Source organism: Geobacter sp. SVR (assembly GCF_016865365.1).
GTDB lineage: Bacteria > Desulfobacterota > Desulfuromonadia > Geobacterales > Pseudopelobacteraceae > Pelotalea.
Genome location: NZ_AP024469.1, coordinates 2,488,009 through 2,510,463, shown reverse-complemented (window position 1 = coordinate 2,510,463; position 22,455 = coordinate 2,488,009). Strand labels below are relative to the sequence as shown.

The window sequence follows — 22,455 nt, the reverse complement described above, 5'->3', positions numbered from 1 at the left end:
GGCAATATTCAGGAAATAGATGGTATTTGGTAACGATCAAGCACCCGTTTAACCATTATGGGCAATTCCAAATCTGAGAAAACAACTTCTGCTCCCATATTTTTGAGAGACTGCACGCCCATTGCATCATTTACTATGCGATTGAAGTGTAGAGCGATCAGGTAGTTTGCTGCATATTCCAGGTCGCTGGGAGCAGTGGTGAACCCAGCGTTAAAGGATATAAAGATGTTGTTTTTGCCAGTAGTAAACGTTGAGCCTGAAGCAGTCGCAGGATCGAACTGGAGCAGCCCTCCATCGAGAATTTCAAGAGTTGACGGATCGTAGTCGGTAAACGTGCCGCCTGAGTCCCGCATACGCAGACCAGTGACAGAGTTGACAGGATAGACGCGAAGATCAAGCAGCGCCGTCCCGTCCCCATCGTATCTTTTGTCCGTATAGTCTCTCGCAAGTAGGTGCCAGCCACAGTAGTTAATAATGACACCATCGATCTGCGTGATGAGCATGGACACCTGCGTAGTCTCCAGGGGAGACAGATCGGCAGGATCTTTATTCAGTGAAGCACAGGCACTGGCTATTGTGGTGAATGACATTATTTCTTCCTCGTTTTAGGCATTTTGCTATTTTAATAACCTTGACTTTGCCTTATTCACTGTCACAAGTACAATGATCATTGCCACATGTTAGACAACATACTGCCTTATTTACAAAGGGAAAGTATATTTTAAAGTATTTGGTGACAAATTATAAATTGTCTCTTTTATATTGTTTTGGTCATTTCAGTTTTATCTAGTATTATTCTATACGTAAAAATCTGAAAAATTATTACAGATTATTTGTAAATAAATAGTTATTGTGTGGGCTTTTGTGCTGGAGTCATTACTTTCACGGGCTTAAGCGTAGGCTTCTCTGCTCCAGGACCGGCTACTCCCGAGCAATAAGCCGGTTGCCGAACTGCGAGTTGTATATGTACAGTTTGTCAGCATTCGGATCTGTTGACGGGATTATATCGATTTAACGACCACAGCCTTTAAGTTAACCTGAGAACCAGCTTACCACCCTTGAACATGCCCATCTTCAGGCCACGATTTAGGCCACTTTCAATCCTACGAACGTGAGGAATCAGGCGGTGGGCCAGAAGGCGGTCAGTGCATCTTTATCCTCTTTCCCTTCTGTACCCTCAAGAGAACCGAGGATCGGATCAGGTACCTTAAAGAGGATCTGGATGTCTCCTTGCTTCAGACCGCTCAGATCCAGTTCTTTGAGCTGAGAAGCCACTGGCTTGTATGACAAACCGCCCTGTGGCACGGCCACCTCATGAACGTTGACGATATCACCATGAATATTAGTCCGCTCTCCACGAAGTTTCCGCAGCAGGCTGTCGCCAAGAGCCTGCTCTGTTTCCAGGATACCAACTGGGATGGCCCCGTTCTTAAAGAAGTTGTTGGCAAACTGGGTTTGTAATTTTCGAACGTCAGAATATCCGACGCAGCCGTCAAAGGAGGGAGTACTGAAGTATGATCGTCGCAGCGGAACACTTGATGGGCTTATAAACAACGAACTGGCCGTCGATGTAGTAGTGGTACTCTTTAATCTTATTCTTGGGATTGAGACGGTCGAGCGAACAGCTTTGCTTCATCTAGTGCCAATAGCATGATGCTGGTGCCCGGGCGTGCCTCTATGTTCATCGTTCGAGGCAACTGCTGTTGATAAGCGTCATCTCCAAGTCCTGCTGACGGTCCATAGTAAGCTCAATCCCCAGGCCTGTAATGTAGCGCCGATGTTGTTGCAGATAACCTTACAGTTGTCCAGGCGATAGGAACAGATAAGAACCTTTGCATGAAGCACCAGCAGCTCCTGGATACCAATAATAGGAACTTTCCAAAATAACAACCGCAGGCCGCAACCAGGCAGTTGTACCTGTAATCGAATTTAAGGCCCCCTCTGCTGAGACTCCTCACTTGCTGCTATCCGTTCCTCATATGCCTCGATGATCTTCCTCTGGCCATCGTACGGATGCCAATGGATCTTCTTGTTCGGACTACTATTCAGCAGGTTAATGAAGCCTGGGGCTGTGATTTATTCTTTGAATTGATAAATACTCTTGAACTCTACTTGACAGGTATTTGCATATAAATAGTTTGGTCGCAGCTAAACTGTCAGCTTGTTTGTCGGTCCTTTCCTTGGTAAAAGGGGGGGGCTGCAAACTCTTGTTCTCACATCCTGTATTGCGGGGCAGGGTACTTCTCCCCATATGCCTGACATGCTGTTTGGACAGCTGTAGCAAGGAACTCTGCATTCTCCATCCACTTGTATCCAAGCTAAAGGCCCAGCTCCTTCGCCACTGCCTTCTTTCAAAGTGAGCACCTGTGCCGCTTTGTACTTCTCTATCGACCATCTGACAGGAATCGCAGCACAGCTACATATTCCGTCTCGAAGGGAGCAAGTTCATCTGTTCCCGTTACAGTTTCCAGCACATCTTTTTTCCCCGTCATAGTAATATTCTTTGAACATCTTCAAGATTCGTTTTAGCTCTATGTTGACTAGAGATTGGCTGACGCTCTTCAGATTTCCATCGCAGTCCTTCTGCGTGCCTATCCAGCTATTGGCAATGTCCTGCTGCTTAATGTTGCCACCGTACAGAAACATCTTGAAGATGAACGCTTCCCGCTCAGACAGCTTTTTCTCTACGAAGTTGCCTACGTCAATATTGAAGTCAGAATTGGGGTTCATGGATAAGCGCATGATCTCTGACATCATCTCGTTAGTGTAAGGATCAGGATTGATCGTTTTGCGATTAAGCTTGTTAAGCTTTCTCAGTTCACGCCAAAAAGTATCCGAGTATTTACGAATATTGGAATTATCACGCTTTACTTTTTCAGGTGTTATCTGTTGCATTAGCTAGCCTCGCATAAAACAATAATTAAAAATAGTATATTATCATAAAACTAGTATTTGTCAATTATCTATTTGTAAAGTTTACATAGCACATAAAGATTGTGATGAGTCAACTGATAATATCAACTATTCATATATAGTTAAGTGTTGTGTGAGATACTTATCTCATATTGTAGATGATTTAAGAAAGCAAGGCTCTATTAAGTGGTAAACAATGCTGTTGATAGCCTCTTGCTCATATAAGGTAATAAAACTCCTGCAACCGGAAGTAGACGACAATAGAATATTGCCACCGCTCTCTACTGCAAGAAGAGTATCGGCGCAAAAAACGTCCTGGTATCCCAGGATACCAGTGTGCGTATCAAGCGAACATACTCGCTCTGGACGCCGAACTTACGAAAATGTCAGGATCGAATTAGAGGATCTGTACCCCGGAATCTGCAGCACCTGCTGATAGGTACATCCCACACAGAACGACATGTCCGCCCACGAGTTTATGACGGTCTATTGTTCCTCTAATGGTGACCTTTCTGGAGTTATCAAGGGCGTGGGTGGCTTCGTGGTTCTGAGGGCAAATTTAGAGTTCTGATAGCTATCTCCGAGGAACGATGAACAGCGTTGTGCGATGGAGTAAGGACATCGAGGCGACATAGACGAAAAGCTGGCCCCGTACATGCAGCCTATCTACGACAACATCGAGAGTACCTGATGGCAGGTTATGTCACACCCAAGATAATACGCCTAAAGGGCTATCCAAGGCAGAGAGGGGGGGGCTTTCCTGGCTCAGCAAGAAAAAGAGCAGGGAGGCATGAGCTAGGGACACCTTGAATTGGTGAACGCCGAGATCATGGATGTTGAACCTCTTCAGTGTATCTGCGGTAGGTTGATACCCAATCAGTACCCGGGCGTGGACGAGACACAGAACCCGACGCCTCACAAAGTCAAAATTATCGTCACCCGCGCAAGCGAAGGGGAAGCTGGTATTCACTGATGGGCCCTACAGATCGGCAATCCATACGTAGGTGCATCAAGCAACGGATTGATCTACCTCGTGGAAAGATTCCACCACGAAAGCATAGCCGGACACGTTACCAGATCCAAGGAGAACGATCTCCTTTCGCATAAATTACCCCACCTTTTCTAAATGTGGAGCGCCTTGCTCCCCATTTTTCTTCAATTCCCCAAAAACTGCACTATGACAACGAAAACGGTACTCAAAATTCCGGTACTCAAATCGGTACTCAAAAAGAAAAAGGGGTTAGGCCTTTTGACCTAACCCCGTGATTTCTTTGGAGCGGGAAACGGGATTCGAACCCGCGACCTTCAGCTTGGGAAGCTGACACTCTACCACTGAGTTATTCCCGCAATGAGCCTGTATATATGCCAAGAGATGAGCGGTTTGTCAACTGGAAAGGCGAGCTGCCGCTCATATACATGCTGCTGCACGGCATATGCAGGACTCTTGCGTGCTTCGGAGCCGCCTTATAATCCTGCAACTTTCAGAAAATCAAACTTGGGACGGTACTGCAAAAACCGGCTGAAGCGGGATTTTTTGCAAAGGACCATCATTCCCAGCGGAATGGTGCTCGCGATGCCGACCCCCAACAGCGTCCACCCGGTGCATGTGCGCTGTTTTTTCTCCAGCCTGTCGGCCAGCAGCAATCCCAGACCACTGCCGAGCAAGACGCGGGTACCTGCAATCATTGCCAGTTGGGGAATTTTTATTTTGACCTTTTTCATGGTGTCCTCCTTTCCGAACGCCTGCCGTGCCGGAGGTACTGAAAAAATATGGTCTTAATCCGGTCTGGCAGCGTTCTCTGTGTGAACGCCGAACAACGATGCCATGACGAATGCCGTCTATCCGGCCCGCAAATACTGGTTCGGCCAGGCGACATCCGCACGGAGAGTCCTGGCCGCGTGGAGCGGCCAGTAGGGATCGTTCAGCATCTGGCGCGCCAGTAGCACCACGTCGGCCTGGCCGGTGGCAATGATCTGCTCCGCCTGGGCCGGTTCCGTGATGCAGCCGACCGCGCCGCTGGCAAGCCCGGTTTCTGTCCTGATCCGGGCGGCAAAGGGTACCTGGAAGCCTGGCCCAAAGGGCACCGGCTCGTTCGGCACCACGAATCCGGAAGAACAGTCGATCAGATCCACGCCGATCTCTTTCAGCCTGCGGGACAATTCCACCGACTGGTCGATGTCCCAGCCCCCCTCTACCCAATCAGTGGCCGAGATGCGGACAAACAGCGGCAGATTAGCCGGCCATTCCTCACGCACCGCTTGTGCCACCCGTAAAGGGAAGCGGAGCCGGTTTTCCAGGCTGCCGCCGTATTCGTCCTCCCGCTGGTTCGCCAGCGGCGACAGAAATTCATGTAACAGGTAGCCATGCGCCATATGGACTTCAACCACCTGGAATCCGGCGGCATGGGCCCGGCTGGTGGCGGCGCGGAACTGGGCTTCCACCTCGTCCATCTCCTCCAGCGTCAGGGCGCGCGGCACCGGATGCCCTTCGTCGAACGGTTCGGCACTCGGTCCCAGCGGCTGCCAGCCGCATGCTTCCGGCCCCAGTGGACCGCCGCCGAGCCAGGGCAGCGAGCATGAACCCTTGCGGCCGGCATGGGCGAGCTGGATGCCGGGTACGGCGCCATGCTCTTGTATGAAGCGGGTGATGGGCACGAAGGCGTCGGCGTGGGAGTTGCTCCAGATGCCGCTGTCGTCCGGACTGATGCGCCCTTCAGGGCTTACGGCGGTCGCCTCGACCATGACCAGCCCGGCGCCGCCGACCGCGCGGCTGCCGAGATGGACAAGATGCCAGTCGGTCGGGAAACCGTCGCGGCTGGAGTATTGACACATGGGGGAAACAAAAATCCGGTTGCGGAAGGTGACGGACCTCAGCTCGAACGGGGTGAAGAGTGTGCTCATGGTGACGGCCTCCTTGACAGTGCAGGATCATTGCTCAGCGCAGATGCAGGAATAGGGGAGCATCCGCATCCTTTTAGTGCGGATTATACCTGCTCAATGAAGATTCCTGCCAGTAAAAACCGCGCCGAGCACCCCGTCACGATCCCTTCACATCCGGTCCGATATGGTCCTGGTCGCCATCAATCTTCTTGTCGATCCCGGCCCGGCCGTCGTCGCAGACATCCTCCGGCTCGCCGGGGCGGCTGTAACGGGCGTCGCTGGTGGCGGTGACGCAGACCGGTGCCTGCTCTTCCCGGGCTCCGTCAGCAGCAGGGATGCGGGTATGGTCGCGCCCCCCCTCGGGCGGCACATCGCCGCTGGTGGGCTGCCAGTCGGCCATGTTGCGGTAGATCGAATGCCGCTCGGCAATCTCCCGCTCCAGTTGCGCGCGAAGCTCGGCCGACACATCGGGATGGGTCCGCTCCAGGGCGGAATAGCGCACCTCTCCCGAAAGAAAGGCCTGCAGCGAGCCATCCGGATCTTTGGATTCGTAGATGAAGGGATTTTTGCCATCCCGCTTCAGCAGGGGATTGTAGCGGTAGAGCGGCCAGTAGCCGGAGCGTACCGCCAGCTGCTGCTCCTCGATCGATTTGCCCATACCCCGCCGCAGCCCCTGGTTGATGCAGGTGGCGTAGGCAATGACCAGCGACGGACCGGGATAGGCTTCGGCCTCCACCAGCGCCTTCATGGTCTGGTTCTTGTCGGCCCCCATGGCGATGGAGGCGACGTAGACGTTGTTGTAGGTCATGGCCATCCTGCCCAGGTCCTTCTTGGCGCTGCGCTTGCCGGCTGCGGCAAACTTGGCGATGGAGCCGAGCGGCGTGGCCTTGGAGCACTGGCCACCGGTATTGGAGTAGACCTCCGTGTCCAGCACCAGGATGTTGACATCCTCACCGGTGGAGATGACATGGTCCAGACCGCCGAAACCGATGTCGTAGGCCCAGCCGTCGCCGCCCATGATCCAGATCGACTTCTTGGTGAACAGGTCGGCCGAGGCGGCGATATCGGCAAACTGGCCGTTGCCCTGCGGCAGCAGGCGTTTCAGCCGGTCGCCATGCTCGCGCGACAGCCGGGGATCGCTCATGTTCTCCAGCCAGCCGGCCAGTGCCTCCTTCAGCTCCCCCTGAGCGGAGGGGAGCACCCGGCTGACCTGGTCCGCCAGCCAGGCACGGCGCTGGGAGACCGCCATCCAGTAGCCGAAGCCGAATTCCGCGGCATCCTCGAACAGCGAGTTGTTCCAGACCGGGCCGAAGCCTTCGCTGTTTTCCCGGTAGGGACTGGTGGGGGCCGAGGCGCCCCAGATCGAGGTGCAGCCGGTGGCATTGGCGATCATCATGCGCTCGCCGAAAAGCTGCGTCACCAGCCGCACGTAGGGGCTCTCGCCGCAGCCGGAGCAGGCGCCGTGGAACTCCAGCAGCGGCTGCTGGAACTGGCTCCCCTTCAGGGTCTCGCGTTTCATGAGCGAGTCCTTGATGGGAAGCGATTCTGCAAAGGTACGGTTGATCTCCTGCACCTCGGCCTGAGTCTCGATCGGTTTCATCACCAGGGCCGAGACCTTGGCCGGGCAGATGTCGGCGCAGTTGCCACAGCCCATGCAGTCCAGCGGAAAGACCTGGATGCGGAAGGCGTGCCCCTGCAGCTCCTTGCCCATGGCGGGCAGGGTGCCGAAGGATGCCGGTGCATTGGCCATTTCCTCCTCGGTCATCAGGAACGGCCGGATGGTGGCGTGCGGGCAGATATAGGCGCACTGGTTGCACTGGATGCAGTTCTCCTTGATCCATTCCGGCACGTTGATTGCCACGCCGCGTTTCTCGTAGCGCGAGGTGCCGAAGGGGAAGGCGCCGTCCGGCGCAAAGGCCGAGACCGGCAGGGTATCCCCCTTTTGCCGCAGGATCGGGAAGATCACCTCGCGCATGTAGTCCGGCATCTCCTGCTCCAGACGGAAGTCGATCACGCGGGAGTCGGAGGCCTGTGCCCACTCGGGGGGGGAGGGGATCTCCACCAGACTTTCCATGGCCATGTCCACGGCCCGGGTGTTCATCTCGACGATTTTCTCCCCCTTGCGGCCGTACTCCTGGCGGATCGAATCCTTGAGCAGGCTGACGGCCTGCTCGAAGGGGAGCACGCCGGAAAGCTTGAAGAAGGCGGTCTGCATGATCATGTTGATGCGCCCACCCAGCCCGGCCTCGGTCGCAATTTTGACCGCATCCACGTTGTAGAATTTGATCTTCTTGGCTGCAATGGTGCGGCGCATGGCAGCCGGCAGGTTGGCCTCCATCTCCTCCACGCTGTTCCAGGCCGAGTTCAGGACAAAGATGCCTCCATCTTTGATCCCCTCCAGCACGTCATAGACCTGGACATAGGGGGCGGTGTGGCAGGCGACGTAATCGGCCGCATCCACCAGGTAGGTGGATCGGATGGGGTGCTTGCCGAAGCGCAGGTGCGAGACCGTGATGCCGCCGGACTTCTTGGAATCGTAGGCGAAGTAGGCCTGCACATACAGGTCGGTGTTGTCGCCGATGATCTTGATGGCTGCCTTGTTGGCCCCCACGGTGCCGTCGGCCCCCATGCCCCAGAAGCGGCACTGGATCGTTCCTTCCGGGGTGGTGTCGAGTGTCCCCCCCACCGGCAGCGACAGGCCGGTCACGTCGTCCTCGATGCCCACGGTGAAGTGGCGCCGGCCCGGCTCACCGTTCATATTGTCGAACACGCTCTTGACGTGTACGGGCCGGAATTCCTTGGAACCCAGGCCATAGCGTCCGGCATACAGCTCGGGAATGGTGCCCCCCCGTTCGACATAGGCTGCGCAGACGTCGGTGTAGAGCGGTTCCCCCAGCGCCCCCGGTTCCTTGGTGCGGTCGAGCACCGTGACTTTGACGGCAGTGGCTGGAATAGCCTCCAGCAGCGCCTGGGCGTCAAATGGGCGGTAGAGGCGCACCTTTACCAGACCCAGCTTTTCACCGGCGCCGTTTTGGGAGCGGATCACCTCTTCGATGGTTTCGCAGGCCGATCCCATGGCAATGATCACCTGTTCGGCCTGCGGGTCGCCCACATAGTCGAACAGTTTGTAGCGCCGGCCGGTCAGTTCTCCCACCCTGTCCATGCAGGCAGTGACCGTTTCCGGAACAGCCAGATACCAAGGGTTGGCCCGCTCCCGTCCCTGGAAGTAGATATCGGGGTTCTGGGCCGTGCCGCGCAGCTCCGGGTGTTCCGGGTTCATGGCCTTTCTGCGGAACTCGGCCAGCTTCTCGCGGTTGACCAGCTTGGCCATATCCTCGTAGTCGATGGTCTCGATCTTCTGGACCTCGTGGGAGGTGCGGAAACCATCGAAGAAATGCAGGAACGGCACACTGGACTCGATGGCCGCCAGATGCGCCACCAGGGCCAGGTCCATGCACTCCTGCACCGAGGAGGAGCAGAGCAGGGCAAAGCCGGTCTGACGGGCTGCCATGACATCCTGATGGTCGCCGAAGATCGACAGGGCGTGAGCCGCCACGGCCCGGGCCGAGACGTGGAAGACCCCCGGTAGCAGCTCGCCGGAGATCTTGTACATGTTCGGGATCATCAGCAAAAGCCCCTGGGAGGCGGTAAAGGTGGTGGTCAGGGCGCCGGCCACCAGCGAGCCGTGCACCGAACCGGCCGCGCCGGCCTCGGACTGCAGCTCCTTGATATGCAGGACCTGGCCGAAGATGTTCCTGCGCCCCTGTGCCGCCCACTCGTCGGCAACCTCTCCCATGGTGGAGGAGGGGGTGATGGGATAGATCGCGGCAGTCTCGCTCATGGCATATGCCACATGGGCCGTGGCCGTGTTGCCGTCCATGGTTTTCATTTTTCCGGCCATACTGTGCACTCCTCCTTTGCTTCTTTCCGGGGATCCATGACGCCGGGGTGAAAGAGCCGGGGCCCCGCCATCCGGTCGCCGTCACGGTCGGTCGCAGCCGCCAAAGCGGGCTCCGCGGGCGTTTTTAAAAGTATAGAATAGTTTGAAACAGTGTCAAAACGCCTCAAATGATGCTTCGAATGCGCCATCCGAGCCTGTCTGAAGCAAGAGGAAGTGACTTGAAAATGGGGACGTTCACGGCGTACCGCAACGACCCACCCTGCTGGGTGCGCCGGGTGGGGTTTCAGGATGAATGATGTTATACTTTGACCAGCATTCGGAAGCCGTGCAGAAGATGTTTTAGATACATATTGATACAAAACGAGACATATGGATGTGAGGTGATACATCTTTTGGGGCAGAAGCGGAGCATGATTTTCTTAAGCGGTGAAAAGGGGGAGCTGATTGAACCCACCCCTTTTGCATCAGAGGTATGACCATGAAAAACGGGCGCAGACACGCAGGTGTCGAGCATGACGATACCCTGCTGCTGGTGGCAACCCTGCCGGCGGAGTTGCAGGCTGCCCTGCACCGGCTACCGCTGGAACATCTGGTCGAAGTGGTGATGGACCTGGGGCGCCTGCCGGAGGCACGTTTCCCGGACGAGGTTTCACGGCTTTCGGAACGCACGGTCAGCCAGGAGGACCTGGCCCATGTCACGGCCCATGTGGGGGAATTCGGCGGCGACAACCGGGCCGGGATCGAGCGTACCCTGCACCGCATCTCGGCCATCCGCAACCGCAAGGGGCAGATCGTCGGATTGACCCTGCGGGTCGGCAGGGCCATCTACGGCGGCATCGAGCTGCTGCGCGACCTGATCGAGACCGGCCAGAGTATCCTGATCCTGGGGCGCCCCGGAGTGGGCAAGACCACCAAGCTGCGCGAGATGGCCCGCGTGCTGGCGGACGACTTCAACAAGCGGGTGATCGTGATCGACACCTCCAACGAGATCGCCGGAGACGGCGATATCCCGCATCCCGGCATCGGCGCTGCCAGGCGCATGCAGGTGCCGCGCCCCGAGCGCCAGCATGCGGTGATGATCGAGGCGGTGGAGAACCACATGCCGGAGGCGATCGTGATCGACGAGATCGGCACCGAGGCGGAGGCGGCGGCAGCCAGGACCATCGCCGAGCGGGGTGTCCAGTTGATCGGCACCGCCCACGGCAGCGCCCTGGAGAACCTGATCAAGAATCCGACCCTGTCCGACCTGGTGGGCGGGGTACAGGTGGTGACCCTGTCCGATGAGGAGGCCCGCCGCCGGCGCACTACCAAGACCGTCAGCGAGCGTCGCGCCCCGCCGACCTTCGAAATTCTGGTGGAGATGGTCGACCGCAACGAACTGATCGTGCATCGCGACACCGCCGCAGCAGTGGATGCGATCCTGCGCGGCTTTGCCCTGCCGGGCGAGCACCGCGAACAATCCGCCAACGGTCATATCCATGTGCGCGAACCGGCACCGGAACCGGAGCGGGCCCCCTTTGCGCCGCCGGTGCGGCCGGAAACGCGGGAGCGCAACGGTCCAATGCGGATATTTCCCTATGCATTATCACGGGACCTGCTGGAGCGGGTGATCAGGAGTCTGCATCTGGACGCCAGGAGCGTGGGGGACCCGGATCAGGCGGACGTGATGCTGGCGCTGCGTTCCCGCAGCGATGACCTGCGTCTGAAACGGATGACTGCCGGCAGCGGCGTTCCGGTGCACTTCATCAAGCGCAATACTGCCAACGAGATGCGCCGTTTCGTCGAGCGGTTCTTCAACGTGTTGGAGGGGGCGGCGGAAAACGAGGCGCTGGAACTGGTGGAGGAGATCGAAGATGCCATCCGGCGGGTGGAGAACGAGCATGTGGACGTTGCGCTGGCGCCGCGTCCGCCGCTTCTGCGCAAGATGCAGCACCGCATCATCTCCGGTCGCGGGCTGCTGGCCCAGAGCACGGGGCGCGAGCCGAACCGCTGCCTGGTCATCCATCCGCGCGACCGGGAGTAAAAAAATACCGCTGCTGTTCCATCAGGGGATCCGGGGTATACTTTCATAAGCACCATAATCTACCGGAGGAGGACACCATGAAGGAGCGGAAACTGGCACTCGGCCTGGGACTTTTCAGCATAGGCCTGGGCATGGCGGAACTGCTGGCCCCTCACCGGATCGCGAAGACATTGGGCATGAAAAGAAAACAGTGCGGGATCTTCCGGATCTTCGGCATCAGGGAAATGGCGACCGGGGCCGGCATCCTGACGCTCAGGAAGAAATCCCCCTGGCTCTGGGCGCGGGTGGCAGGAGATGTGGTTGATCTGGCGACCATCGGCATTGCAGGCACGGCCACGAGGAAAAAACGCAGGAATGCCGCCCTGGCGGCGGCTGCCGTGGCGGGGGTGACCGCCCTCGACATCTTTTGCGGCAGAAGGTTGTCCATCCGCGGCAGCTAGACGACCGGGTCCGACAGATGCAAAAAGACCGGCTCCCTATTCGGGGAGCCGGTCTTTTTTACGACAGGGTCGTTGAAGTCCGGTGCGTCAGAAGACGATGTTGCGCTTGCCGGCCGAACCGCTCAGGATCTGGGTAAAGGCCTTGCCCTGATCGGAGTTGATCAGCAGGTAGCGCGGCAGCTTGTTGAGCTTTTCCGAAGCAGTGGCATTGCGGGCCTCGATCGTGAAGGTGGTGACGTAACCGGCCTCGGCAGCCTTTTTCAGCAGGTAATCGTCGTAGATGCCGAACGGCCAAGCCAGCATGTCCACCGTGCCGCCGACCTCCTTCTCGATCCTGGCCTTTGATTTGGCAAGCTGCATGGTGACCGATTTCTCGAATTCCGCCGGGCTCATCTTTCTGCGGTCCTTCTTGAAGTTGGGATGCCAGTAGGTGTGCGACTGGAAGTCGAACAGCCCGCTTTTCTTCAGTTCCCTGATCTGATCCCAGGTCAGGGCGTACTTGGCATTGGAGACGGCAGAAGGATAGACGAATACCGTGACCGGCACCTTGTATTTTTTGACCAGCGGAAACATGTCGCTGTAGACCGACTTGTGAGCATCGTCCTCGACGATTACAACCGATTTCGGGGCCGGCGCAGGTCCTTTTTTCTGGTAGTAGTCGATCAGGTGCCGCAGGGGGATCACGGTATAGCCGTTGTCCCTGAGATACTTCAGGTGTTCTTCGAACAGGCTGGTCTTGATGGTCATGCCGTCGGCCACGGTGGGACCAATGCGATGGTACAGCAGGATCGGCACGTCCACACCCGTACTGGCGGCGGCTGGGGGATTGTTTTTAGACTGGGGAGGTGCGGCCTGGACGGAAACAGTGCAGACGAGGAGAGAGAGGAGAACCAACAGCAGACGTACGGACATTCGGATGAATCCTTTCCTGTGTTTTGTTGCAGATCGACATGATTGCCCCCTGGGGAACCCGCATGCTTCTTTGCGTGAGGTTATTTTTGCTGCGTGCCGGCCAACTGTAGCAGATTTTCGGAGAAAAATATATCCAGTGCGGCACGCCCGAGGGCGGGAGCGCGCAGCCGGATGCGGCCGTTGTTGATCACCAGCGCCGCAAAGGCAATTTTCGGGTTGTCGGCCGGAGCGAGTCCGGCAAACCAGTTATAATAGCCTTTCGGGGCGGTTCCGCAGATGGAGCCGGTTTTCCCGGCCACCTTCAGTTCGCTGCCGAAGCGGTGCCCCGACCGGTCATTGAAGGCCCGGCGGGCCGTGCCGGTGATGACGGTTTCGGACATGGAGCGGATCAGCTCACCGGCTGCGGCAGGGGATGTGACGGTGGCGAGCGGCGCGGCCCGGAAACTGTACAGATGCGTGCCGGCCGGATCGGCGACGGCATCGACGAACGAGGGCACCGGCATGACGCCGCCGTTTGCAATGGCGGCCAGCAGCATGGCGGCGTGAAAGGGGGAGGTCCTGACGCCATGGTCCAGGCCGGCAGCCATTCTCATCAGCTCACCAATGGTATCGGGAGAGGTGAGCGTGCCGCTGGCGATCTCCCGGCTGCCGTAGATATCGCACCCCAGGCCGAAGCGCTGGGCTGTGTTTACTAACAGCGGCTTGCCGAGCTTGTCCCCGGCCAGCCGGCCGAAAGCGGGATTGACGGAGTGGGCCATGGCATTGGAGAGCGGCATGCTGGCATCCCGCGACCTGCCCGGCTTGCCCCAGAGCCCGGGACTTTCCGAACAGGGGGCGCCGCGGAAATGCAGTGATGTCTGCGCCGTTGCCGCACCGGATTCGAAGGCTGCCGCAGCCGTGATCAGTTTGAAGAGCGACGCCATGGGATAGGCAGTGAAGGCGGCGCGCGGTTCCCAGCCATGATCCTGTGCCGAATAGGAGACATTGGCCAGCACGCGGCCGGTCTTCGGTTCTATGGCAACAAAGACCGCATAGGGAACTTTCTTCCGTTCCAGAAAGGCCCGCACGCCGGTTTGCAGGCTCCGGTCCAGGGAAAGGTGCGCCAGGTTCCCGTCGCTGAGCTGGTAGGCGCTGCTGCTTGAGGTGGGTATGGCGGTGGTGGTGCAGATCTGGCGGAAAAGACCGAGACCGGTGGCAGCGGAATAGTCGAATGCAGGCTGCGGCGCGGCATGATTGGGCGACGGGGTGGATGAGGGGATGTGTCCCCAGGCCAGTGCGCTGCCGATAAACAGTGCAAGCGAGCCTGCAATGACGATGTTCCGGCGGAAGACTGCCGGCAGGAAGCGGCGTGCCTGAGACGGACGTGACGGGAAGGTGATTTTCATGAGGTGGCCCGAAATGGTTTCTTATGCCGGCGAGCGGCAGTGCGGCAATATCCCGGCGAGGTGCCGGCTATCACGGTGAGCCGTTGCTCAGCGTATTCCGGCAGTGGCGGGTTTGGCCGGTAAAACGCCGAAAGCGTCGTTCCCCTGCCGGCTGCCGCTGCTGACGTCCGTGGCAATGCTCGCGCCGGGCTGGTCGGCGCTGCGCTCGGAGGAGGCGCCCACCTCGCAGCACGATAATGCCGCTGAAACCGCCAACAACAGGATACTGCCAATGCCCATTCCCCACATGATGATTCCTTCTGCCGTGCCCGCAAAAAAACCGGGTCGCTCGATATCGATGCCGATGATAACGTGGCGACCCGGCTGTCTTCCAAAGACCGCGGGGTCCTGGCGGATGTTGTAGTCGTGTCGTGAGTGCTACTATAGGGTTCCGGGCGGCACAATTCTGTGATCAGGATCACAACTTTCGGGAGAGCGTGCGCATTGTTTTTTTTCAGAGTTGAACCTCTGATAGATCACCTCCTCAGCGGATCTCGAAGATTCTGACTCGCCCCGCCTGCCTGCCGTCACTTCCGTCGATATTCCCCATCGGCCACGGTCAGCTAGCCGGTGTCCAAACAGGGCTACCAGCCGCTGAATGGTGTAAAAGGCCAGCTTCCTGGTGCGGTTGGGCCGGATAATGCCCAGGTAGCAATTTTAGCTGGGGGGTAAGACGTGGCGCGTTATTTCGCCTTCGGTTCAAGCCCCCTGGTCTGCTCCAGCTTGCCGGTAATGTTGTTCATGATCCAGGAAGCATCCCACCACTCGACCGGATTGACCTCCTGTCCGGAAACCGTCACGCCGAAATGCAGGTGATCGCCGGCAGCCATGCCGGTGGCCCCGGTATTGCCGATGATCTCCCCTTTTTCCACCTTGTCCCCCGCCTTGACCGTCATGCGGCTCATGTGGCCGTACAGGGTCTGCAGGCCGAGACCGTGGTCGATGATCACGCACTGGCCGTAGATGCCCAGGTCTCCGGCGAACACGACCGTGCCGCTGTTGGCAGCCGGCACCGGCGCATGCACCAGCGAGGCCAGATCAAACCCGAGATGGGTCTGCCGATCCACCTGCTGTCCCTTGTAGAGATAAAAGCGTGTCTGGGCAAAGCCCCCCAGCGGAGCGGCATTGGGCATGCGCAGGAACACTCCCTGCCAGAGGGGGGTGGGGGAGGTGCGCCGGCCAAAGTCATAGAGCGAGGCCACGTTCTGCCGGCGCAGGTCGCCATTGGCCTTCTGGAATATCTCCAGAGGAGTCAGGGCCTGGGGGAACTTGTTCTTGAACTCGGCCGCGATCTTTTCGAGGAACGAGTCGCTCAGGTTGAGGCGGTCAGTGGAGAACGACTTCATGATCAGGTGGTAGTTGATGCCGGCGGTGCGTTCGTTGCCGGCCTTGTCGACCGCGATCACGCGGGGTACATAGCGGTCCGGCTCCAGGTCGTAGGGGAAGGGAAACAGGCAGGCATACATCTCCCCCCCCTGGCGGTATCCGGGGAAAAAACGGTCGGCAATGACCACCCCGGTTCGCTGGGTTTCTTCGTTCACCGTGTACACCACCAGGCCCGAGCCGCCGCGGATGATGTTATGTGCCGTTGTCAGGACCGAGATCGACGGGGGCGTGTTGTCCAGGGTCATGGTGTAGGTGCGGGTTGTGCTCCTGCCGCTGAAACCTGACAACGATCCGCCGATGGCGATTTTCAGGGTAAAGGGGCCTTCGTTGAGACCGCCACGTGCCAGATTGAGGCTTTCCCTGCTCTCGCGGGTCCCGGTGGCATAGCTTTTCAGCAGCACCGGCACGGCCCTGTCCCCCTGAAGAACTGTCACGGCCAGCTGTTTCAGGCTCCCCCGGGACGCCTTGAAACTCAGAGTCAGGGGGGTGGTGACGGAAACCGCCCCTTCTGACGGCTTCAGTTCGATCGATGGGGCGGACGTGCCCCAGACATACCCCAGGATGGCGGCTACGATCACAAGGACCAGAATCATGACAGGTACTATTGACTTCATGGCGACCTCTCGCGGGCAGGGGTGCTTTCCTTTTGGAACGCCTCAGGCATTCGTTTCATTGAAACATTCCCACCAAATTGTACCAGAAGCGTCCCGCTTGTCAGCCGGTGCCCGCGGATTCGGGCTTCTGAGAAAAGAGGCCGGGGATGGTATACTTCAACAGGAGACTCAATCGTTTTCGTCCGGAGGCATCCATGAAAATCGGGATTGTCGGGTGCGGATTTGTCGGGTCCACTGCAGCGTATGCGATGGTGATGCGGGGGGTGGGGCAATCGATCGTGCTGGTGGATGCCGATGAGCGACGCGCGCGGGCCGAGGCGGCCGACATAGCCCATGCCGTGCCATTTGCGCACCGGGTTGAAGTGACCGCCGGTGAATACCCCGATCTGAGAGGGGCTGCGGTGGTGGTGATAGCGGCGGGAGTGGGGCAGAAGCCGGGAGAGACGCGTCCGCAACTGCTGGAACGCAATGCGCGGGTATTCCGGGATGTGGTCCCTGCCGTACTGCACAGCGCCAGGGATGCGGTCCTGCTGGTGGCCACCCATCCGGTGGATGCCATGACCCACTTGGCGGCTTTCCTGGCGGAACCCTTCGACGTTCCCCCGTCGCGGATCATAGGCACCGGCACGACCCTCGACACTGCCCTGTTCCGCAGTCTGCTCAGTTCGGCCCTGGGCATCGATCCCCGGCACGTGCATGCCTATGTGCTGGGCGAGCACGGCGATTCCGAAGTGCTGGGCTGGTCCCTGGTAACGGTGGGTGGGATGCCGCTGGATACGTTCGCCCTGCGCCGCGGCACCCCCCTGGTCAGCGGACTGACCGCCTCGATCGACCGGCAGGTGCGGCGGGCCTCCTACGAAATCATCGCCGGCAAGCAGGCCAGCTATTACGGGATCGGCAGCGCCCTGGCCAAGATCGTCGATATCATCGTCAACGACCGCCGTTCGATCCAGACCGTCTGTACTCCCCTCAAATCCTTCGACGAGATCGGGCGGGTCACCATCTCGCTGCCGCACCTGCTGGGACGTCAAGGGGTGCTGGAAAGCTTCCCTCCGGCCCTTGACCAGGTGGAACAGCAGGCGCTGCGCGAAAGTGCACTGGTGGTACGCAAAACCCTTGATGTGCTGGGGCTGTAGGAATGTATTCCCTTACCACTCGTAGGCTTCCATGATCCGTCTGAGCTCCTTGTCGCCGGCGGCATGCGGCTCCAGGTAGATCCCGACCAGTCTTCGTTGCCACCACCCCTTTTTAGCGAAGGTATAACGGTAGTAGAGCGCCCGGACAAAGCGGGGCGGGTGGTCGGGGAACGGGTTGCCCGCCAGCAGCGCCAGTGTCTGGCGGTCCCCTTCCAGCAGTTTGATCACCAGATGGATGAACCAGGACGACACCCCCCGCGACGGCATGGCCTCGAACCACATCAGCCAGTCCAGGCGCAGGTGATAGGGGGCGATCAGCGGGGGCATGCGCAGCGGATTTCCCGGCTTGCCGCGGAACTCATACTCCTTCCAGTGCGTCCGCTCCGTTACCCGTTCTTCATCGGTCCCTTCGAGCACGATTTCGTAGCGCAGGCGCGTGATGCTGCCAAAGGCTCCGTAGGTGTTGACCAGGTGGAACGGATCAAAGGAGGTGTTCATGATCTGCCGTTTGGAGAACAGGTTTCGGACCGGCTGCACGCTCTTCAGCGCCACCACCAGCGCCAGCCCCCAGATCAGAGCCGTGAACAGCGGCGGCGCTGCATGAAGCGGCGGCGGCTGCAGCGATGCCATCTTGGCGATCAGCGCTCCATCCAGCGTACTGAGGCAGAGGATCGCGGTGAGCCAGTTCAGCCAGGCGAAATTGCCGCTGACAATGATCGACAGCAGGAACAGCAGACTGAAGGCACCGCCAATCCCGGCCAGCGGCTGCGGCGCAAAGAACAGCACCGGAGCGCCCAACTCGGCAGCATGATTGAAGAGTACCCCTGCTTTGTGCACCCTGGGGGGGAGCCGGTGGAAAAAGGCGCTGAGCGGGTTCGGCATCGGCTGTGATTCGAAGTGGTAGTCCAGGCAGGTCAGGTCGTGCCAGCAGGGATCGCCGCGCCACTTGATCAGCCCTGCGCCGAACATCACCCGGAACGCCAGCCAGCGGAAAAGCCAGATCACGACCCAGTGCGGCGCCATGTCGGTGGGACCCAGGAAGATCGCCAGAAAACCGCTCTCCAGCAGCAGCGATTCCCACCCGAAGGCATAAAAGGTCTGGCCGATATTGACGAAGGAGAGGTACAGCACCCAGAGCAGAAACCAGACCAGCATCGAGAAAAGGGTGCCGTAAGCCTCCGACAGCCCGCTCAGCGCCAGGAGTGCCAGAAGGATGCCCGCCAGGGCGCAGGCCCGATAGACGGCATCGCCTCCCCACAGGTAGAACAGGCTGGGGGCGGAACGGAAGGGGACATCGCGCATGAAGTTCCGGGCCGACAGCAGTCCCCGGTCTCCGCACAGCGCCCGAAACTGGTTCAGGGCCACCAGGAAGGCCATCAGGTAGATCAGCCCCAGGCCCCGCTGGAGCAACAGCCGGATGACCCAGTAGCCGTCAGCGTCCATGCCCGTTCCTTCCGAGGCCGATGTCGCTCAGGGCCTGCATGGCGGCATGGAAGCCGCACATGCCGTGAACCCCGCCGCCGGGCGGGGTCCCGGACGAGCAGAGATAGACCCCCCTGAGCGGAGTACGGTAAGGGGAAAAGAGGGTCGGACGGGCCAGAAACTGGCGCAGGTCCTGAACTCCGCCGTTGATGTCCCCGCCGATGAAGTTCGGATTGTACTGTTCGTATTCCTCGCAGGTGCGCGTGTGCCGGGCCAGGATCAGGTCGCGGAACCCGGGGGCAAAACGCTCCACCTGCGTTTCGATCCGTTCGGTCATGTCCGCGGTCGATCCGTTGGGTACGTGGCAGTAGGCCCAGGCGGTCTCCTTGCCGGCCGGCGCCCGTGAAGGGTCGAACAGGCTCGGCTGCACCACCAGGACAAAGGGGAGCTCCGGATGGATCCGTTGCCATACCTCCCGCTCACCCGCGGCGATCTGGACCGCCGTACCCCCCACGTGGACCGTTGCAGCCCGTCTGCACCCGGCCGCCCTCCAGGGAATCGGGCCATCCAGAGCCCAATCGACTTTGAAGACGCCGGGGCCATAGCGGTAGCGTTCCAGGCTGCGGCGGTACGACGCCTTGAAGCTGTGCCCCCCCATGCGCAGCAACTGACGGGGGGTGATGTCCAGGATCGCGATCGGTGCCGGCGGAAGCTCTCCCAGAGAGGTGATTTCCCGCGACAGCACGATCTTTCCCCCCAGGGAACCGAAATAGGAGGCCATGGCCGTAGTGATGGAGGCGGACCCCCCTTTGGCTAAAGGCCATCCGGCAACATGGCCGAGCGTGGCCAGGATCAGCCCGAAAGCGGCGGAGAGAGGAGTATCGAGCGGCAGGAAGGAGTGGGCCGCCATACCGGCAAAGAGGGCCCGGGCCGAAGGGGTGCCAAAGGCCTGCCGTCCCAGAAAATCGGCCGAGAGTACGCCCCTTAGCCCGAAACCGGCCACCAGCAGTGGATGGCGGGGAACATGCAGTGGTGCCAGCAGGTCGCGCGCCAGGGCCGGCCAGTTCCTGACCAGCGGTTCCATCAGGCACCGGTAATTGGCGGCATCCTGGCCCAGACCGGCCGCCGTTTCCAGGAGGTTCCGATGCAGCAGAACGGCAGTGCCGTCGGGCAGGGGATGGGCGAGCTGGACCTCGGGGTGGATCCATTCGAGGCCATATGCCTGAAGGGGGAGCGTTTGCAGGAAAGGAGAGGCCGCTCCCAGAGGATGGACGGCCGAACAGACATCGTGGAGAAAACCGGGCAGGGTCAGGGGTTCGGTACGGGTTCCGCCGCCGATGGTATCTGCCTTTTCGAAAACGGTGACCGTCATGCCGGCGCGGGCCAGCGCTATGGCGGCAGCCAGCCCGTTGGGTCCCGAGCCTACCACGACGGCGTCTGAGGGACGGTCGTATGACATGGCCTATACCTTTTCACCTGATGAAACCGGCGACGATACGGGATGGACCTGCGCCCGGATGTTCAGCGGAAGAGGTTTTCCGCCACGACGTTCAGCATGTCCAGGTCCGGCACGCTCCCCATGAGTGTCAGGGCATGCTTGGCCAGTTCTCTCGGCACGTGGCCGGTCAGGTGCGAAAAACGCCCCGCTGCGTCGGGAAACACGTCGAAAATACCGTACGTGCCATCGTCGAAGTGCAGCGCGAACCAGGCGGTGGTCTTTGGTTCGTCCAGGACATACGGCTTGGCTTCGCGCAAAAATTGCTGCACATCGGTTTCGTGGCCGGCTTTGGCCCGGAAGGTCAGCAGCAGTCCCTTGGTCACCGGTTCGATCGTCGGCATGAGCGGAAGCTTGTCCGCCAGCACCTCCAGCTTTCTGATTTCCGGCGCCCTGGTAAACAGCGCAGGAGTCATCTCCCGGAGGGCCTTGGCCACGATTCCCGTCAGATGGGCCTCGCGGCCCGCTTCATCCTCGAAGGCATCGAAAATGCCGTATTCTGAATGGCCGAAGCGGATTGCAAACCAGGCGGTTGTGGCAGGTTCCTGGCGCACCATCCCTCCGGCGGTATGGAGAAACTGCTCGACCTGGTCGTCCTTTCCCGACTGTGCCTGTATTGTGACCAGCAGTCCTTTTTCCGTCATCGGAATCTCCTTCCCGAGCCCTGCTCTCCTGACTATGCCGGTGCTTGCGCACCGCCTGCTTAAATTCTGAACCATAAGCAGGTGCTGTCAAGCCGGGGGGCGAGACCATCCACGCTGCAACCGGCTTCCCGCCCCAAAGAAAAAGGCTGCGTCCGATAGCCCGCAGCCCCTTGTCCCTTATCCTGTTGTGCCCTATTTTGTCGTGTCGATGATCATCTGGTTGTTGACGCTGGCGACCCCTTTCACGTTTTTGGCAACAGCGGTAGCCAGATCCTTTTCCGCCTGGCTGCGGGCCTTGCCGGTCAGAGTCACCACGCCGCCGTTGGTGGTTACATCGGTGTGCATGGCACTGGTCGAGCGGTTGCCCATCAGCTCCATTTTCACTTTGGTCGTGATGGTGGCGTCATCGAACTCCTGTCCCATTGTCTGATCCTTCTTGGCATCCGAATCGGCAGCGTGGACTGGCAGACCGGACATCAGCAGTGCGGAGGCTGCCATGATGGCAGCCATGGCATATCTCGGCTTCATTGATCCTTCTCCTTTCGTCGGTCGAAATGAGCTCTCGGCTACCTTTACAGTATAGCCTCCAATCGTGGAGAATCAACGCCTGCCGGTCCGCTGGAAGGGAGAGGCCGCCTGTGCCCGGGCTTTCCCGTGTCCGGTTGACTGCAACCCGATCCGTTGTACGCTTTTAGTAGTCCGATCCGCCCGCACAGCGGGGAGGGAGAAATGGGAGTATGGCCGTTCAGGTACTGCCCGATCATGGTTGCAGGGGGTGCAGTATGGTGAAAAGGTTCCTCCTGGTCCTGCTGGTCCTGATCAGCGGGTGTGGCTCCAGTCAAAACGAGGGTGGCGGTACCGGGCCGATCGTTTCAACGCCGCTGCCCACCTTGACGCCGCTTGCGTCAGCTACCCCGACGCCGACACCGCTGGTGACGCCGTTCCCGACCTCGGCAGTCACTCCGGTGCCGACCTTCACCCCCTTCCCGACGCCGACCCCCTTTACGGTTTCTTCACCGGGACCGACCTTTACGCCGCTGCCGACCCCGCTCACGATTTCTTCTCCGGTGCCGACCTTTACCCCGTTGGCAACGCCGATTGCGACTTTCACGCCATTTCCGACGCCGACACCGATCTCGATTTCTTCGCCGGTGCCGACCTTCACCCCGCTACCGACCCCGACGCCCACCTCCCTGATGCAGTTGATGCCGAAATTGGGCGTGGCCATGCTGCAATCCCACTGATATCCCGGCTTCGTGACGGGC

Annotated in this window: 18 protein-coding genes and 1 tRNA gene; 3 read left to right on the top strand and 16 right to left on the bottom strand. The window is 59.3% G+C overall.

The window, feature by feature from the left end:
- Positions 1–8: 8 nt before the first annotated feature.
- From GSVR_RS11630 to nifJ, 7 genes are all read right to left on the bottom strand, one after another.
- Positions 9–590, bottom strand: a complete 582-nt coding sequence (locus tag GSVR_RS11630) for a hypothetical protein (RefSeq protein WP_173200390.1) — start codon at positions 588–590, stop codon at positions 9–11.
- Positions 591–1,119: 529 nt separating this feature from the next.
- On the bottom strand, positions 1,120–1,554 hold the full coding sequence (locus tag GSVR_RS11625) for a phage portal protein (RefSeq protein ID WP_173200392.1): 435 nt from the start codon (positions 1,552–1,554) through the stop codon (positions 1,120–1,122).
- An 891-nt stretch (positions 1,555–2,445) separates the two neighbouring features.
- Positions 2,446–2,895 carry a hypothetical protein gene (locus GSVR_RS11620; RefSeq protein WP_173200394.1) on the bottom strand — a complete coding sequence of 150 codons (450 nt, stop codon included), beginning with the start codon at positions 2,893–2,895 and terminating at the stop codon, positions 2,446–2,448.
- A gap of 1,290 nt (positions 2,896–4,185) precedes the next feature.
- A tRNA-Gly gene (locus GSVR_RS11610) sits at positions 4,186–4,260 on the bottom strand.
- 117 nt (positions 4,261–4,377) lie between these two features.
- Entirely contained in the window at positions 4,378–4,635 is a 258-nt protein-coding gene (locus tag GSVR_RS11605) for a hypothetical protein (protein ID WP_203978653.1), read from the bottom strand.
- 117 nt (positions 4,636–4,752) lie between these two features.
- Positions 4,753–5,814, bottom strand: a complete 1,062-nt coding sequence (locus GSVR_RS11600; RefSeq protein ID WP_173200398.1) for an NADH:flavin oxidoreductase/NADH oxidase — start codon at positions 5,812–5,814, stop codon at positions 4,753–4,755.
- A gap of 136 nt (positions 5,815–5,950) precedes the next feature.
- Positions 5,951–9,694, bottom strand: a complete 3,744-nt coding sequence (gene nifJ / locus GSVR_RS11595) for a pyruvate:ferredoxin (flavodoxin) oxidoreductase (RefSeq protein WP_173200400.1) — start codon at positions 9,692–9,694, stop codon at positions 5,951–5,953.
- 478 nt (positions 9,695–10,172) lie between these two features.
- Between nifJ and GSVR_RS11590 the strand changes: the two genes are divergently transcribed.
- Both GSVR_RS11590 and GSVR_RS11585 read left to right on the top strand, forming a co-directional pair.
- Positions 10,173–11,717 (top strand): R3H domain-containing nucleic acid-binding protein, encoded by a 1,545-nt coding sequence (locus GSVR_RS11590; protein WP_173200402.1) that lies wholly within the window; start codon positions 10,173–10,175, stop codon positions 11,715–11,717.
- Positions 11,718–11,794: 77 nt separating this feature from the next.
- Positions 11,795–12,157, top strand: coding sequence for a hypothetical protein (locus GSVR_RS11585; RefSeq protein ID WP_173200404.1), 363 nt, complete (start codon positions 11,795–11,797; stop codon positions 12,155–12,157).
- A gap of 87 nt (positions 12,158–12,244) precedes the next feature.
- Here the strand turns inward: GSVR_RS11585 and GSVR_RS11580 are convergent, their stop codons facing one another.
- The 4 genes from GSVR_RS11580 to GSVR_RS11565 form a co-directional block, all read right to left on the bottom strand.
- Positions 12,245–13,069, bottom strand: a complete 825-nt coding sequence (locus GSVR_RS11580; RefSeq protein WP_173200406.1) for a polysaccharide deacetylase family protein — start codon at positions 13,067–13,069, stop codon at positions 12,245–12,247.
- 80 nt (positions 13,070–13,149) lie between these two features.
- Positions 13,150–14,454: a penicillin-binding transpeptidase domain-containing protein gene (locus tag GSVR_RS11575; protein ID WP_173200408.1), complete on the bottom strand. Its 1,305-nt coding sequence runs from the start codon at positions 14,452–14,454 to the stop codon at positions 13,150–13,152.
- A gap of 87 nt (positions 14,455–14,541) precedes the next feature.
- A complete protein-coding gene (locus GSVR_RS11570; protein WP_173200410.1) occupies positions 14,542–14,742 on the bottom strand; it encodes a hypothetical protein in 201 nt (66 codons plus the stop codon).
- A gap of 434 nt (positions 14,743–15,176) precedes the next feature.
- Positions 15,177–16,493 carry a M23 family metallopeptidase gene (locus GSVR_RS11565; RefSeq protein ID WP_173200412.1) on the bottom strand — a complete coding sequence of 439 codons (1,317 nt, stop codon included), beginning with the start codon at positions 16,491–16,493 and terminating at the stop codon, positions 15,177–15,179.
- A gap of 194 nt (positions 16,494–16,687) precedes the next feature.
- Between GSVR_RS11565 and GSVR_RS11560 the strand changes: the two genes are divergently transcribed.
- The gene (locus tag GSVR_RS11560; protein ID WP_173200414.1) at positions 16,688–17,629 is read left to right on the top strand and encodes an L-lactate dehydrogenase; all 942 of its coding nucleotides are present in this window, start codon (positions 16,688–16,690) and stop codon (positions 17,627–17,629) included.
- Between the two features lie 12 nt (positions 17,630–17,641).
- Here the strand turns inward: GSVR_RS11560 and GSVR_RS11555 are convergent, their stop codons facing one another.
- The 5 genes from GSVR_RS11555 to GSVR_RS11535 all read right to left on the bottom strand — a co-directional run bounded on the left by GSVR_RS11555 (position 17,642) and on the right by GSVR_RS11535 (position 22,418).
- Entirely contained in the window at positions 17,642–19,072 is a 1,431-nt protein-coding gene (locus tag GSVR_RS11555) for a lipase maturation factor family protein (RefSeq protein WP_173200416.1), read from the bottom strand.
- A complete protein-coding gene (locus GSVR_RS11550; RefSeq protein ID WP_173200418.1) occupies positions 19,062–20,510 on the bottom strand; it encodes an NAD(P)/FAD-dependent oxidoreductase in 1,449 nt (482 codons plus the stop codon). The genes GSVR_RS11555 and GSVR_RS11550 overlap by 11 nt, the downstream gene beginning before the upstream one ends.
- A 62-nt stretch (positions 20,511–20,572) precedes the next feature.
- Positions 20,573–21,190, bottom strand: a complete 618-nt coding sequence (locus GSVR_RS22070) for a hypothetical protein (protein WP_173200420.1) — start codon at positions 21,188–21,190, stop codon at positions 20,573–20,575.
- Positions 21,191–21,382: 192 nt separating this feature from the next.
- A complete protein-coding gene (locus GSVR_RS11540) occupies positions 21,383–21,718 on the bottom strand; it encodes a BON domain-containing protein (protein ID WP_173200422.1) in 336 nt (111 codons plus the stop codon).
- A 310-nt stretch (positions 21,719–22,028) separates the two neighbouring features.
- Positions 22,029–22,418 carry a hypothetical protein gene (locus GSVR_RS11535; RefSeq protein WP_173200424.1) on the bottom strand — a complete coding sequence of 130 codons (390 nt, stop codon included), beginning with the start codon at positions 22,416–22,418 and terminating at the stop codon, positions 22,029–22,031.
- Positions 22,419–22,455: the final 37 nt, after the last annotated feature.

Excerpts from the sequence above, each read along its gene's own strand:
- GSVR_RS11630 (WP_173200390.1), bottom strand. The coding sequence starts at position 590 with ATGTCATTCACCACAATAGCCAGTGCCTGTGCTTCACTGAATAAAGAT.
- GSVR_RS11620 (WP_173200394.1), bottom strand. The coding sequence starts at position 2,895 with ATGCAACAGATAACACCTGAAAAAGTAAAGCGTGATAATTCCAATATT.
- GSVR_RS11560 (WP_173200414.1), top strand. The coding sequence starts at position 16,688 with ATGAAAATCGGGATTGTCGGGTGCGGATTTGTCGGGTCCACTGCAGCG.
- GSVR_RS11600 (WP_173200398.1), bottom strand. The coding sequence starts at position 5,814 with ATGAGCACACTCTTCACCCCGTTCGAGCTGAGGTCCGTCACCTTCCGC.
- GSVR_RS11535 (WP_173200424.1), bottom strand. The coding sequence starts at position 22,418 with ATGGCCACGCCCAATTTCGGCATCAACTGCATCAGGGAGGTGGGCGTC.
- GSVR_RS11585 (WP_173200404.1), top strand. The coding sequence starts at position 11,795 with ATGAAGGAGCGGAAACTGGCACTCGGCCTGGGACTTTTCAGCATAGGC.
- GSVR_RS22070 (WP_173200420.1), bottom strand. The coding sequence starts at position 21,190 with ATGACGGAAAAAGGACTGCTGGTCACAATACAGGCACAGTCGGGAAAG.
- GSVR_RS11540 (WP_173200422.1), bottom strand. The coding sequence starts at position 21,718 with ATGAAGCCGAGATATGCCATGGCTGCCATCATGGCAGCCTCCGCACTG.
- GSVR_RS11570 (WP_173200410.1), bottom strand. The coding sequence starts at position 14,742 with ATGTGGGGAATGGGCATTGGCAGTATCCTGTTGTTGGCGGTTTCAGCG.
- GSVR_RS11555 (WP_173200416.1), bottom strand. The coding sequence starts at position 19,072 with ATGGACGCTGACGGCTACTGGGTCATCCGGCTGTTGCTCCAGCGGGGC.
- GSVR_RS11590 (WP_173200402.1), top strand. The coding sequence starts at position 10,173 with ATGAAAAACGGGCGCAGACACGCAGGTGTCGAGCATGACGATACCCTG.
- GSVR_RS11605 (WP_203978653.1), bottom strand. The coding sequence starts at position 4,635 with ATGAAAAAGGTCAAAATAAAAATTCCCCAACTGGCAATGATTGCAGGT.
- GSVR_RS11565 (WP_173200412.1), bottom strand. The coding sequence starts at position 16,493 with ATGAAGTCAATAGTACCTGTCATGATTCTGGTCCTTGTGATCGTAGCC.
- nifJ (WP_173200400.1), bottom strand. The coding sequence starts at position 9,694 with ATGGCCGGAAAAATGAAAACCATGGACGGCAACACGGCCACGGCCCAT.
- GSVR_RS11575 (WP_173200408.1), bottom strand. The coding sequence starts at position 14,454 with ATGAAAATCACCTTCCCGTCACGTCCGTCTCAGGCACGCCGCTTCCTG.
- GSVR_RS11550 (WP_173200418.1), bottom strand. The coding sequence starts at position 20,510 with ATGTCATACGACCGTCCCTCAGACGCCGTCGTGGTAGGCTCGGGACCC.
- GSVR_RS11580 (WP_173200406.1), bottom strand. The coding sequence starts at position 13,069 with ATGTCCGTACGTCTGCTGTTGGTTCTCCTCTCTCTCCTCGTCTGCACT.